Source organism: Clostridiales bacterium, from assembly GCA_017569285.1.
Taxonomy (GTDB): Bacteria; Bacillota; Clostridia; order Christensenellales; family Aristaeellaceae; genus Aristaeella.
Window position 1 is genome coordinate 163,501 of record CP069419.1, and the last position, 13,143, is coordinate 176,643.

11 protein-coding genes are annotated in these 13,143 nt (G+C 52.0%); 4 read left to right on the forward strand and 7 right to left on the reverse strand.

The genetic code is table 11. From position 1 onward, the window contains the following. The first annotated feature begins 71 nt into the window (after positions 1 to 71). Positions 72 to 1,562 (forward strand): polyphosphate:AMP phosphotransferase, encoded by a 1,491-nt coding sequence (gene pap / locus JNO48_00820; GenBank protein QTE68488.1) that lies wholly within the window; start codon positions 72 to 74, stop codon positions 1,560 to 1,562. 82 nt (positions 1,563 to 1,644) lie between these two features. Then, entirely contained in the window at positions 1,645 to 3,225 is a 1,581-nt protein-coding gene (locus JNO48_00825) for a glucose-6-phosphate isomerase (protein QTE68489.1), read from the forward strand. Positions 3,226 to 3,276: 51 nt separating this feature from the next. Here the strand turns inward: JNO48_00825 and JNO48_00830 are convergent, their stop codons facing one another. The 4 genes from JNO48_00830 to JNO48_00845 are packed head-to-tail and all read right to left on the reverse strand — an operon-like array spanning position 3,277 to position 7,283. Further along, positions 3,277 to 4,314, reverse strand: coding sequence for a threonylcarbamoyl-AMP synthase (locus tag JNO48_00830; GenBank protein ID QTE68490.1), 1,038 nt, complete (start codon positions 4,312 to 4,314; stop codon positions 3,277 to 3,279). 6 nt (positions 4,315 to 4,320) lie between these two features. After that, positions 4,321 to 5,388, reverse strand: coding sequence for a peptide chain release factor 1 (gene prfA, locus JNO48_00835; protein ID QTE68491.1), 1,068 nt, complete (start codon positions 5,386 to 5,388; stop codon positions 4,321 to 4,323). 10 nt (positions 5,389 to 5,398) lie between these two features. Beyond that, entirely contained in the window at positions 5,399 to 6,235 is an 837-nt protein-coding gene (gene prmC / locus JNO48_00840) for a peptide chain release factor N(5)-glutamine methyltransferase (protein QTE68492.1), read from the reverse strand. A 1-nt stretch (position 6,236) separates the two neighbouring features. Continuing rightward, positions 6,237 to 7,283, reverse strand: coding sequence for a DUF1385 domain-containing protein (locus tag JNO48_00845; protein ID QTE68493.1), 1,047 nt, complete (start codon positions 7,281 to 7,283; stop codon positions 6,237 to 6,239). Positions 7,284 to 7,489: 206 nt separating this feature from the next. Between JNO48_00845 and rpmE the strand changes: the two genes are divergently transcribed. Beyond that, on the forward strand, positions 7,490 to 7,690 hold the full coding sequence (gene rpmE / locus JNO48_00850) for a 50S ribosomal protein L31 (protein ID QTE68494.1): 201 nt from the start codon (positions 7,490 to 7,492) through the stop codon (positions 7,688 to 7,690). Between the two features lie 110 nt (positions 7,691 to 7,800). Next, positions 7,801 to 8,739: a hypothetical protein gene (locus tag JNO48_00855; GenBank protein ID QTE68495.1), complete on the forward strand. Its 939-nt coding sequence runs from the start codon at positions 7,801 to 7,803 to the stop codon at positions 8,737 to 8,739. A gap of 72 nt (positions 8,740 to 8,811) precedes the next feature. On the opposite strand, the gene JNO48_00860 is transcribed toward JNO48_00855, so the two are convergent. The 3 genes from JNO48_00860 to JNO48_00870 are packed head-to-tail and all read right to left on the reverse strand — an operon-like array spanning position 8,812 to position 12,922. After that, on the reverse strand, positions 8,812 to 10,428 hold the full coding sequence (locus JNO48_00860; GenBank protein QTE68496.1) for a putative manganese-dependent inorganic diphosphatase: 1,617 nt from the start codon (positions 10,426 to 10,428) through the stop codon (positions 8,812 to 8,814). 17 nt (positions 10,429 to 10,445) lie between these two features. Next, positions 10,446 to 12,200, reverse strand: coding sequence for a transcription termination factor Rho (gene rho / locus JNO48_00865; protein QTE68497.1), 1,755 nt, complete (start codon positions 12,198 to 12,200; stop codon positions 10,446 to 10,448). Between the two features lie 11 nt (positions 12,201 to 12,211). After that, a complete protein-coding gene (locus JNO48_00870; GenBank protein QTE68498.1) occupies positions 12,212 to 12,922 on the reverse strand; it encodes a hypothetical protein in 711 nt (236 codons plus the stop codon). Positions 12,923 to 13,143 lie beyond the last annotated feature (221 nt).

Consider the following 13,143-nt stretch of genomic DNA (forward strand, 5'->3'; position numbering starts at 1 on the left):
ATGCTTGATCCCCGGACTGATTTCCGATATAATAAAGAAAAACCTGACAACTGCATAGAAGGAGCTTCGAAATGTTGAAAGATATTGAGAAATCCAAACCGGAAAACAAAGATCAACTGAACGGAGAAATCAGGGAATACCGAAGCCGGCTCTTTGGTATGCTGCAGAACATGCGTGAAAAAAAGATTCCTGTCCTTGTTCTGCTGGAAGGATGGTCTGCCGCCGGAAAGGGAAGCCTGATCAAGGAACTGATCAGCGAAATCGATCCACGCTTCTATAACGTTGTTTCTCCTGCGGTCACAGCTGAAAGTGAAAGCCGTTATCCCTTTCTGTATCCATATGCCTGCGCAATTCCGGAAAACGGAAAAATCATGTTCCTGGATTCCGGCTGGATGGAAAACCTGGTCCGGAAATATATCCGCCGGGAAATAACCGATAACGAATACAAAAACAGAGTCCGCTCCATCAACGAATTTGAACGTCAGCTTCGGGACGGCGGTTATGTCATTCTGAAGCTTTTCCTTCACATTGACCGTGAAGAACAGCTGAAACGGCTTGAATCCCTTTACAGCGCCCCGGAAACAAGATGGCGTGTCACGGATGATGATCTGTGGCAGAACCGGGAATACAGCCGTTTTTTCAAGGCCTACGATGAAGTAATGGAAAAGACTGACAAATCTGTCAAATGGCATATCCTGGACGCAAGGAAACGGAAAACCGCTGTCCGGGATGCCCTGGAACTGCTGACCTCGCGGATTGATTCTGCCATCCGGAAAGGCAGATATACCGGAGATGTTTACGACGCAGATTTTCCGGTTATCAAGATGCCGCTGCTAAAGGATGTGGATCTTTCTCCATCCATCAGTGAAGAAGATTACAAGCATGAACTGAAACGATACCAGGCCCGGCTCAGTGAACTTCATAACAAGATTTATGAGAAAAAAATCCCGGTGATCCTGTGCTATGAAGGATGGGATGCCGCCGGAAAAGGAGGCAACATCCGCCGGGTTGCCTATCCGCTGGATCCGCGGGGATTTGACGTACATCCGATCGCATCCCCGCTTCCGCATGAGCTGAACCGCCATTACCTGTGGCGTTTCTGGACACGGCTTCCCCGTACCGGTCACATCTGTATATTTGACCGAACCTGGTATGGACGGGTGATGGTGGAGCGGCTTGAAGGTTTCTGTACCGAAAAAGACTGGCAGCGGGCTTATCACGAAATCAATGAATTTGAGCGGCAGCTGACTGAATGGGGCGCTGTTGTCCTGAAATTCTGGATCCATATCGACCAGGAAACCCAGCTGGCCCGATTTGCAGAACGGCAGAACACCCCGGAAAAGCAATGGAAAATCACGGAAGAAGACTGGCGGAACCGCGAAAAATGGCCGCAGTATGAAACCGCAGTCAATGAAATGCTGCAGAAAACCAGTACCCAAAACGCCCCGTGGTATATTATTGAATCAAATGATAAAAAATATGCCCGGATCCGTACGCTGAAAATCATTACAGACGCTCTTGAAAAGGCCTGCCGGGAACGGTTCAGGGATACGATGGAATAACCATGGCGCTTGTCACAGGCCTTCCTCAGGGTTATAATCAATATGTTCACCTTTTAAATTCTGTTGACGGAGGACGATTCGAATGGAATGGAAAAACCTTGATCAGCTGTCTTCTTTCCGTACCCTGCAGTCCGATCCGCACCGCGTGGATCTTGTCCAGGCGATGAGCGGCGAAAACGGTGTTGACCGTGTCACACGCTACCGGGTTCCGATGGGAGGCGGCCTGACATATTATTATGCAGCCAAACAGGTGGATGATCAGATCCTTACCCATTTGTGCTCTCTGGCGCAGGAAGCCGGTCTTGCCGAAAAGTTTGCCGAACTGTATAACGGAGCGGTAATCAACACCGGTGAAAAGCGCAAAGTACTTCATCAGCTGACACGCGGACAGCTTGGAAACGACGTAATCGACGGAACCGAAAACAAGCGTGAGTTTTACCTGGAGCAGCAGCGCCGGATTGCCGAATTTGCCGGAAAAGTCCATGCGGGAGACATCTGCAATGAAGCAGGGGAGAAGTTTACCACCGTTGTCCAGATCGGGATCGGCGGGAGCGACCTCGGACCGAGAGCCATGTATCTGGCAATGGAAAACCATGCCCGCAGAACCGGTCATTTCCGCATGAAGGCTGCATTTATCAGCAATGTGGATCCCGATGATGCTGTTTCCGTACTTGAATCCACAGACCTGTCCCGGTCCATCTTCATCCTTGTTTCCAAGTCCGGAACCACACTGGAAACGCTGACCAATGAAACGTTTGTGAAAAACTTCCTGAAGGACAGGGGACTCAATCCCGCAAAGCATATGATCGCTGTCACCAGCAAATCCTCACCGCTGGCCAGCAGCAGTGACTACCTTGCCGCGTTCTTTATGGACGATTATATCGGCGGACGGTATTCCTCCACATCTGCCGTCGGCGGAGCTGTACTTTCGCTCGCCTTTGGCCCTGATTACTTTAACCGTTTCCTGAACGGCGCTGCTGAAGCCGACCGTCTGGATACGTGTCCCAATCCCATGGAAAATCCCGCCATGCTGGACGCACTGATTGGCGTCTATGAGCGGAATGTCCTTGGATACCCTTCCACGGCTGTTCTTCCTTATTCCCAGGCGCTGAGCCGTTTCCCGGCCCATCTCCAGCAGCTGGATATGGAATCCAACGGGAAATCTGTCAACCGCTTCGGCGAGCCGGTGGAATACCCGACCGGGCCTGTGATTTTCGGCGAACCCGGAACGAACGGGCAGCATTCGTTCTATCAGCTTCTTCATCAGGGAACCGATATCATTCCGCTTCAGTTTATCGGATTCCGGAAAAACCAGACAGAGCAGGATATTGTTATCCAGGATTCAACCAGCCAGCAAAAGCTCTGTGCAAATGTTGCGGCACAAATCATGGCTTTTGCCTGCGGAAAGCCGGATGATAACCGGAACAAATACTTTGCCGGGAACCGTCCTTCTTCCATTATTATCGGTGATCAGCTGACCCCGGAAGCGCTCGGCGCACTGCTGGCCCATTTTGAAAACAAGGTCATGTTCCAGGGATTCCTGTGGAACCTGAACAGTTTTGACCAGGAAGGCGTACAGCTTGGAAAAATCCTTGCGAAGCGTGTCCTTGCACATGACTGTGACGGTGCATTGAAAGCATTCAGCGATCTGCTCGGCATCTGATCCCCCAAAACAAAAGACCCGGCTGTTCAGCACAGAACTGCCGGGTCTTCCTTATACATCAATTGCCCTGAAAGCCGCCGCGCGCCCAAGCCGGTTCATAACTGCCAGCCCGACTCCTTCCGGCGGAATCACTTCACTGTAGATTGTCTCCATTCCTTCCTGATCCAGCTGCCGGAGGATGTCAAACAATCGATGGGCGATTTCCGCATGGTTTGCAATGGAACCCATATCGTGCGGACAACAGCTTTCCAGCATGGGAACATGTTCCGTAAAGCACAGGACACAGGATTTCCTGCCTGCTTCAAGATCCTGCCTGCATAAGAGCCTCAGTGTGGATACTACCGCCGTTTCGCTTCCCCTGATGAGTGTCACGTTTCCGGCCGGGGCGTAATGCTTATATCGCATCCCGGGAGACAAAGCCTTCTCATCCGGCTGAAGGGGACGAAGAATGCTTCCAGCCAGCAGAACTTCCTCATGAAGGACTTCCTCCAGCATCGATTTCGTGATTCCACCCGGCCGAAGAATCACCGGCTTCTCATTGGACAAATCCAGCACTGTGGACTCCAGTCCAATTTCACATGCACCTCCATCCAGGATCATCGGAATGATTCCTTTCATATCTTCCATCACATGCATCGCTGTCGTCGGACTCGGCCGGCCGGATCGGTTTGCCGACGGCGCCGCAACCGGCAGCCCGCTTGTTTTGAGAAGGGAAAGTGCAACCGGGTGAGACGGCATCCGGACCGCAACCGTGGATAAACCGGCAGTCACTACATCCGGAATGACCGGCTTCCGCGGAAAAAGAATCGTCAGCGGGCCCGGCCAGAAAGCATCCATCAGAGCCGGTGCCCGGGGTGGAATATCACAAATTTCATCCAGCTGGCTTCGCTCATAAATATGCACAATCAGCGGATTGTCCGCCGGGCGTCCCTTCGCGGTAAATACCGAAAGCACAGCTTCGGCGTTAAACGCGTTCGCGCCCAGACCGTATACGGTCTCTGTGGGAAAAGCCACAAGGCCCCCGGATTTCAGGATTTCCGCAGCTTCCCGAACCGATGCTTCATCTGCATTCCGCAGTTTCGTTAACATTCCAAGTCACTTCCCTGAAGACAAGCCGGAAAGCCTGTCCGTTTTTTCTGCCAGCTGGAGCGCTTCAATAAACGGAGAAAGCTCTCCGTTCAGCACTTCAGCGGTCCTGTTTATTGTCATCCCGATCCGGTGGTCAACCACATAATCATGGTTGAAATAATAAGTGCGGATCCTGTCACTCCGGTCTCCATTTTTGATCTGCTGGCTTCGTTCCGCAGCCACCGCTGCCTCCTGGCGGATCCGTTCTTTTTCCGCCAGCCGGGAACGGAGTACCTTCATGGCTTTATTCTTGTTTTCCAGCTGGCTTCGTTCATCCTGGCATACAACAACCAGTCCTGTGGGGATGTGCGTCAGCCGGACTGCGCTGTCGGTTGTATTGACGCCCTGGCCTCCATGCCCAGAAGCATGGAATACATCCACCCGTATATCAGAAGGATTGATTTCCACTTCAACATCTTTTGCTTCCGGAAGTACTGCAACCGTAGCGGTTGATGTGTGAATCCGTCCGCCGCTTTCCGTAACCGGGACCCGTTTTACACAATGAGTTCCGCTTTCGAATTTCATTTTGGCAAACGGTTCGGATCCGGTTACCATCATCAGCGCCTCGCTGATCCCGCCCAGATCCGTAGGGCTCACCGAAAGCAGCTCGATGGACAGACCGTTTTTATCCGCATATTTCGAATACATCCGCATGAGATCCGCCGCAAACAGGGCAGCCTCTTCTCCGCCCACTCCTGCACGGATTTCCAGAATGACATTCCGGCTGTTCAACGGATCCGGAGGCACCAGCAGCAGACGCAGCTGATCGATTTTCCTGTTTTTTGCTTCTTCCAGTGCGGCAATTTCGGCCTCGGCTTCCGATGAATAATCCGGATCGCTGAGCAAGCCCTTTGCATCCTGTATCTGTCGGATGATTCCGATATATGCTTCATATTCTTCCGCAACCGGCCTGATTGCGGATATTTCCTTCATGCAGGACTGATATCTGCTGAAATCACAGGCAGTATCCGGCTGCAGAATTGCCTCCTGCAGTTCATGATACCGGTCCCGTATTTCCTCCAGTTTCTCAAACATAAGTCCTCCGTCAGCATTTTAAACCGGAAATCATCCGGCTGATCTGCCGGAAATCCTTCCTGATCTCCACAGACTGGAATCCGGATTCTTCCATCATTTTCCCGACAGCACTGTGCTGCCCGTCGCCCAGCTCAAACATCAGTATTCCGCCCCGGCGCAAGTAATCCGGTGCTTCCCGGCATATCCTGCGGTAAAAATCCAGTCCGTCATTTCCTCCATCCAGTGCAGTAAGCGGCTCTTTTTTTACTTCTTCCTGAAGAAGGCTGCATTCATTTTCTGGTATGTAGGGCGGATTGGATATAATCAGGTCGAAATTCCGATCCCGTATATTTTCAAACAGATCACCTGTTCCAACCGAAACATCTGCGGAAAGGCGTTCCGCATTCCTCCGGGCAACGTCTGCAGCTGCTGAAGATAAATCGGACATGTACACAGCAGAAGAGGGAATCCGCAGCTTCAATGTAATTCCAATACATCCGCTGCCGCAGCACAGATCCAGTATCCTCGGGGAAGCATCCACGGGTATTTTCTCCACCGCCCATTCACACAGGAGCTCCGTTTCCGGCCGTGGAATCAGAACAGACGGCGTTACAGCAAAACTGTATCCGCAGAACCTGCTTTCGCCTGTAATGTACTGAAGCGGTTCACGGCGGATTCTTCTTGCGCAAAGCGAACGATACCGGTCTTCCGTTTCCTGATCAATCTCCGTTTCCATATCCAGCCGGAGTGAAAGGGGATTCCTTCCGCACAAGGAAGCCAGCAGTGCAGCGCTGTCAAATTCCGGATCCGGAATGCCTGCAGCACGGAACCGGCGCGTCATCTCCAGGATCAGGCTGCGTGGATTCATATCAGGTTTCCCCTTCGTCCATACCCGGTTCGGAAGCTGCCAGTGCTTTATATCCGGGCTCCGATTCACGGTAATCGCGGAAAACTGCCCAGCCTTCCGGTGTCTTTTCGCATCCTTCCGGGAACCCGTTCAGAACTACATTGACAGAAACAATTGCGCATTCCAGCATGGAACTGTCCGGTTCCCGGGTGGTCAGACGCTGCATCTGCATCCCGGGCCAGCGGAGAATGGATGCCGCTTTTCCGGACGAATGCGCCAGCTTCATCAGTATTTCGTAACTGCAGCCTGCCACAATCGGCAGCATTGCCAGATGGAAAAGGAACCGAAGGATATACACCTTGATCGGGAAAACGATATTCAGAACGAGGAAAAGCAGTATACTGATCATAAATACAATCAGCAGGAATGCCGTTCCGCAGCGGGGATGAAGGCGTGAGAACTCCTGCGCATTTTCCGGAGTCAACGGTTTTCCGGATTCATGGCAGTGAACCGATTTGTGTTCAGCACCATGATACTGGAATGTCCGCCGTACATCCGGAACAAAACCGCACAGAATCATATATCCGACAAGGAGCAGTATCTTGAGAAGCCCCCCCACCAGCGTATAAGCCACCGGACTTGCTCCCGCATTGATCATGAGAGATTCAACACCGGCCGGCAAAGCCATGAACAGCCCCAGCGCCAGAACCACCGCCAGAATGATGGCAAAACCCATCACAACTTTATCCACGCCTTTCCCAAGCTTTGCCGCAAGCCATTTTTCGAACCGTGTGGGTTCTTCATCAAGAAGGCCCAGCATTTTCGTGGAATCTTCGAGCGTATTCATGCCGTAGTAGAGCATGGTTGCCATATTGACCGCTCCGCGGATGAAAGGTATGCCGGTCCAGGGATGCTTCTCCTTCAGCGGAACAAAAGGTGTCCGCTTTGTAACCATGGTACCGTCCTGGCGGCGTACCGTAACCGCTGTAGCGTTCGGTGACCGCATCATGACTCCCTCAAGAACTGCCTGGCCGCCAACATCAAACTTCGCAACTGTCTTTTTATCCATTCATGGAACTCCTTCCGGGATTTCTTCATAATCTTATTATTTTTCGACATTGAAAAAGGGAATCCCTTTGATTCACATAATTTTCACAATAACGGGATACTTCCGGCAAATTCGGATGAAAAAAATGGTTGCAAACGATTCGTATTTATGTTAATATGTGTCTTGCGGTTTACCGCCATTGCATACGCGAAAGAGGTGAAACAGCAATGAAGGAAAACATCCATCCCCAGTACGGCAAGTGTGTGGTTCGCTGCGTATGCGGTGAAACTTTTGAGACGGGTTCCACAAAGAAAGAGATGAAAGTGGATATCTGCTCCAAGTGCCATCCTTTCTATACCGGCAAGCAGAAGCTGGTAGATACTGGCGGTCGTGTTGATCGTTTCAAGAAACGTTTCAATATCGAGTGATATGCAGAGCGCACAGCGATGTGCGCTCTCTTTCATTATTCCGGTATTGAAAAATAATCCAAATGAAGTAAAATAATGAAAGAATGATCTTTGAACAGGGGGACGGATAAATGAGGCGGATGATACTGGTTTTACTGATCTTTGTACTTGCTTCTTCACCGTTCCTTTGCGCTTTCGCCGACCGGATTCCGGAAGAAAAAGGTCCGCGCTATATCGGCGCCATGCAGGTGATCCGCTGCAAAGAATATGTTACGCTTCGCGCAGAACCGTACAAAAAGGCCCGGGCGCTTGCGAAAGTCCCGCTTGGCGCTGTCGTTTACAACTGCAGCACCATCCGCGAGAAAAAAAGCTTTCTCTACGCTGAATATGAAGGCGTTTCCGGATACATCCTTGCTGAATACCTGGAAAAGGCTCCCCAGTATGAACCTGCTGTTACATCCGCCGTTTCCGGGAAGCTGACTGAGGCAGAAATCCGGAGCGGGGGAGAAATAGTCCTGGACTGGCAGGACTACAACATTTCCGTACTGGCTTCCCACGAATTCCGGACAGAAGAGAAAAAGACAACAGAAATCCTTCGCATCGGCTGCTTTATTGACGGAGAGCCCCTCTGGGGACATACCGAAACCCTTGAAGTTTTCAGCAGCCATACCATGCTCCGGGTCTTTATCGGCGGAACTGAGGATGACCCGATGGTTATGCTGTATGACGGCGGCTACGGTCTTTCCCTGCTCGATCTCCTGAGCGGCAGGGAAAGATGGCTGCTCACAACCGCCAACTGCAATCTGGGAGACGGAGCTGTTACTGCTGTCGGGGAAAGCGGGAACATCTTTGTGTCCGGTACGGACGGCCCTGACCTTACCGCTGTTTCCCCGGACGGCCGTCTCCTGTGGACGGTTGCCGAAGATTATCCCGGGTTTTATGATCCGGTTGAGATCATCCTGAACAAAAGCTCCATCCAGGTCCGTTTCCGTTCCGGTATGGAAAATGCCTATATCCTGGCTACTTTTGATTATTCCGGAGACCTGATTGAATCCCATCAAGTTACATGATCCTCTTTTTGGCTTTTCATTCATACGAAAACGATGCCCGGTTTTCCGGGCATCGTTTTCCGTTTCGCATGATCAGCCCCACAGCTGTGACAGGGCCGGAACAATCTGTTTTTTACGGGATAAAACCTTGGGAAGGAATACGTGGCTGTCATGTACATCTTCCGCCTCTGCGCTGAACGCATTGCGGATAATGTCCGGATCCCCCGCGAACAGGAGTTCCGTACCTTCTTTCAGAACATTTGTCACCATCAGCAAAATCAGATCATATTTCTTTTCTGATTTCTGCTTCTGCAGTTCTGCCAGGATATCTTCCTTCCGCGCCATAAACTGATCCGAATCCACGGTGGTGATCTGGGAAATTGCCAGGGAATGAGATCCGAGATGGAACTCTTTCTGATCCAGGCGAATCAGTTCCAGCGCGGATTTTTCCGGAGATGCCCCCCGGGAGAACATCGTTTTCCCCAGTTCATCCAGATCGATCCGGGCATGTCTGGCCAGGCGCTCTGCCAGGATTCTGTCCCGCGGTGTGCAGGTCGGGCTTTTGAACATAACCGTATCTGAAATAATGGCTGCCGCCATCAGGCCGGCCAGGTTCTGAGAGGGCATCAGTCCGTTTTCCTGATACATTGCCGCAACAATCGATGTCGTTGATCCAACCGGTTCATTCCGCATAAAGACCGGATTCCCGGTCTGTACATCCGCAAGTCGGTGATGATCAATGATTCCGATGATATCCGCCTGTTCGAGTCCCTGGACCGACTGGCTCACTTCATTATGATCGACAAGTACAATTTTCTTTTTCCTGGGGCGAATCAGATGATACCTGGAGAGTGTGCCCACCACTTTCTCTTCTTCATTCAGGACAGGGTAGGAACGGAATCGGTTTTTGACCACCGTATCCCTTACATCATCCAGATAATCATTCAGATGGAAAAAAATCAGGTCCTTTGTAAACGCAATACGGCCGACCGGTACAGACTGAAAAATCATTCTTGCTGCCCGGTATGGATCAAACGGTGTTGACATCAGGCAGGTTCTGCATGATTTCCCCTTGTATTCCTCCGTCAAAGCCGTCTGGCAGAAAATCAGGCATGAAGCACCGGCTTCAATTGCCCGGTCGGCAATTTCCTTCTGCGAACCACACAGAACGATCATACCGGGCCTGATATCAACCGCATCAGAAAGGGGAATCGTCACTTCACCGGAAATATCCTCAAAGAAATCCCGCGGGTCATTCAGTATATGACCTTCTAGGGCACTGAGAATATTGAAAACCGGAATATGATCCACATCCGGCCGGCTGATGGATTCCATGTCCCGTTCCGCAATGTTGCCGGCGGTCACCATCCCGTACAGGGTTCCATCTTCGTTTGTAATCGGAAGCGCAGATACACTGTCCGCCTGCTGGTGAAGGATATTCCAGGCATAGGATACCGGAACAGCCTGACCGAGTGACGGAGGCGTATCATAGTCAATATCGCTGACTTGTGTCCTGACAGAGCGAAGATAAAGCGGGGGATTGAAGCCGAAGCGTTCCAGCAGAAAAGCTGTCTCATTGTTCAGATGGCCGATCCGGGCAGCAACGTAATTGTTTTCCCCAAGCGCATTCTGAAGCGAGGCATATGCCAATGCGGAAACGATTGAATCCGTATCCGGGTTCCTGTGACCGATTACATAGACGGAATCCATTATCCGATGCCTCCTGTTCAGCGGTTCATCAAAGCAAACCAGTCTTTCATCTTCAGGAGCAGCATTTCGTTATTTGCTGTTTTTTCCATCATGGAAAGCAGCTGCGGAATTGCAACAGCCGAAGAGGTATTTCCCAGCATGGAGCGGATCAGGTTCAGCCCTTCCTTCTGCTGGTCGGAAATCAGCAGGTCCGCATTTTTCGTATAGCTGTTCTCCAGATTCAGCGCCGGAAATACGCCTGCACGGGCAACATTTGAATCCAGCATCAGTTCCATATTGGCTGTTCCGCGGAATTCCTCAACCACGGAATCATCCACCTTGGAGCCGGTCATCACATCCATGGCCGCAATCACTGTCAGGCTTCCGCCTTCCTTGCAGGCACGTGCCGCCCCGAACATTCTCTTTGCACGGAACAGGCTTGCCGGATTGATCATTCCCGGCAGGCTGCGGCCCTGCTGTGCCGCAGCGGTTGTATAGACCTTGGCCAGGCGCGTCAGGCTGTCCACCAGAAGGACAACATCTTTCTTCTGTTCCACCAGGCGCATCGCCCTTTCCAGTACGATTTCAGAAAGGCGGAGATGTGCTTCCGGCGGCTGGTCAAAGCTGGATGCCAGAACCGGGCACGGAACAGAATCCCGCATCAGAGTCATATCTTCTGGATTTACATCAATCAGGAGCATCAGGACATCAATATCCGGATAATTCCGGCATATCACACTGGCAAAATGCTTCATCAGTTCGGTTTTTCCTGAGCCCGGAGGGCAAAGCAGCAATCCCCGCTGGCCGAAACCGATCGGAGCAATCAGATCCACCAGCCTCATGTCCGGATAGGATTTGTTGTCTGCAGATTCAAGGGATATCCTCCGGCTTGGATATACCGGCGTCAGTTCATCAAAAGCCGGCCGTGAGAATGTTTCCTCCTCCGCAACACCGTTGATGCTGGAAATATACAACAGTGCCGCATATTTGTCGCCTTCCTGCTGCGGACGGATTTTTCCCTGGATCATGTCGCCTGTCCGCAGTCCAAAGCGGCGAATCTGCGCCATGGAGACATACACATCCTTGGTTGACGGGAGAAAACCCGGCGCACGAAGAAAACCATACCCGTCCGGATGCAGTTCCAGAACCCCGCCACCGTCCTCGCATTCACCGGAAGCAAGCAGTTCCTCCAGTGTCGGCGTTCCGTTTCCATCCTGCTGCGGCACAAACGGCGCAGCATTCTCCGGGACAGACGGTATTCCGGCATAAGCAGATGAAGAAGAATACGGGGCGGAAATCCGATGTGAATATCCGGCTGTTTCGCTGATGCGGTGATTGGGCAGGGGAGATACCGCCGGACGCCCTGCCTCTTCATTATGCACCTGAGCCTGTTCGGTTTCCGGCGCAGCGGGCGCAGGGGCCGAGGGCGCCGGGCCGAAGCGGGGCGTAAATCCCGCAGAACGCACCGGCTGGACGCGCGGCTCCCGGTTGAACTGATGGCCGGAAAGCGTTGTACTCTGCCATGCCGGACGGGGGCCTGCCCCCGGAGCCTGATAAGACGGGCGCGCACTGAAGCGCGGTGCATCCGTGTTATGCCATGCCGACTGATACTTCGGTTCAGCCGTACCCGCCGGTGCAGATGCCGGTCCATTTTCCGCGGGCGCCTGGCTTTCCAGAATTTTCCGGATAATCCCGGCTTTGTCCACTCCGGCTCCGATCACAATGCTGTTCTCTTTTGCTGTTTTCCGCAGCTGCAGGACAGTCATTTCCCTGAGTTCATTCTCCGTAAACATCCAATTCCTCCTTAAGGGATCTTTCGGGCAAAAACAACATCCCGCACGACTGCCTGTTCCACCTCATGGCGGAAACCGGAATACCATTCATCCCTGAGCGGGGCAAACCCGCTCTTCTCCAACAGGGAAACCACGGTATCCGCGGGAAGGGTTAACGTATTGAAGCTTAGAGCAGCTGTTCCGCCGGGCACCAGCGCTTTTCTCCATTCCGGAAGGGAACGTTCCAGAATGCGGGTGAAAGGTTCCGGTTTCCTGCCGGACTGCGGGGCGTGCTGAATGCCGTATGGAAGATCTGCCACCAGCAGATGAGCCGGCTTTTTCCTTGCAAGGCCGGAAGCCACGCAGGTATCGCCGGTTGCCAGCATCAGTGAGCGTGTATCTCCGGACTGATAATGCTCCTTCGTATCAGCAAAAACGAATTCCGTAACCGGAACCGCTGTTTTACCGGCTGTTTCCGACCGTGTTTTCACCGTATGCTTCATCTGATTTATCTTCAGGTATCGGCTGAAATACTCAGAAGCTTCACGAATATCCTTTGCATCAATATCCAGACCAACCGCATTCATACCGGCAACCAGTGCACAGAAGCAGGAAGTCCCTTTGCCGCACATCGGATCCAGCAGGGTCAGCGTTTTCCCGGACTGATCTTCCGGGAGCAGAGACCTGCAGATATTGATCATCATCCGTGTAAATGAAGCTGATGTCTTCCCCTTGTATTTCAAGATTTCCGGCAGGTCCTCCTTCAGATAGCAGGCAGGCCGGAACTGGAGCGGTTTCAGCAGAAGATCCGTTTTTTCAGCCATAAAGCAGATTGTACTGTGACCCGACAAATATGATATTTCTTTTTCCCCGAGCGGGCGGCATTCGAACGTCAGGAAAACAGAACCGCCCATTTCCTCCGTCCGAACCTCACAATCAATGGAAAGTGAACGCAGCATGGACA

Bases quoted from the DNA above. Each gene is read 5' to 3' on its own strand.
- pap (QTE68488.1), top strand. From the start codon at position 72: ATGTTGAAAGATATTGAGAAATCCAAACCGGAAAACAAAGATCAACTG.
- JNO48_00825 (QTE68489.1), top strand. From the start codon at position 1,645: ATGGAATGGAAAAACCTTGATCAGCTGTCTTCTTTCCGTACCCTGCAG.
- JNO48_00830 (QTE68490.1), bottom strand. From the start codon at position 4,314: ATGTTAACGAAACTGCGGAATGCAGATGAAGCATCGGTTCGGGAAGCT.
- prfA (QTE68491.1), bottom strand. From the start codon at position 5,388: ATGTTTGAGAAACTGGAGGAAATACGGGACCGGTATCATGAACTGCAG.
- prmC (QTE68492.1), bottom strand. From the start codon at position 6,235: ATGAATCCACGCAGCCTGATCCTGGAGATGACGCGCCGGTTCCGTGCT.
- JNO48_00845 (QTE68493.1), bottom strand. From the start codon at position 7,283: ATGGATAAAAAGACAGTTGCGAAGTTTGATGTTGGCGGCCAGGCAGTT.
- rpmE (QTE68494.1), top strand. From the start codon at position 7,490: ATGAAGGAAAACATCCATCCCCAGTACGGCAAGTGTGTGGTTCGCTGC.
- JNO48_00855 (QTE68495.1), top strand. From the start codon at position 7,801: ATGAGGCGGATGATACTGGTTTTACTGATCTTTGTACTTGCTTCTTCA.
- JNO48_00860 (QTE68496.1), bottom strand. From the start codon at position 10,428: ATGGATTCCGTCTATGTAATCGGTCACAGGAACCCGGATACGGATTCA.
- rho (QTE68497.1), bottom strand. From the start codon at position 12,200: ATGTTTACGGAGAATGAACTCAGGGAAATGACTGTCCTGCAGCTGCGG.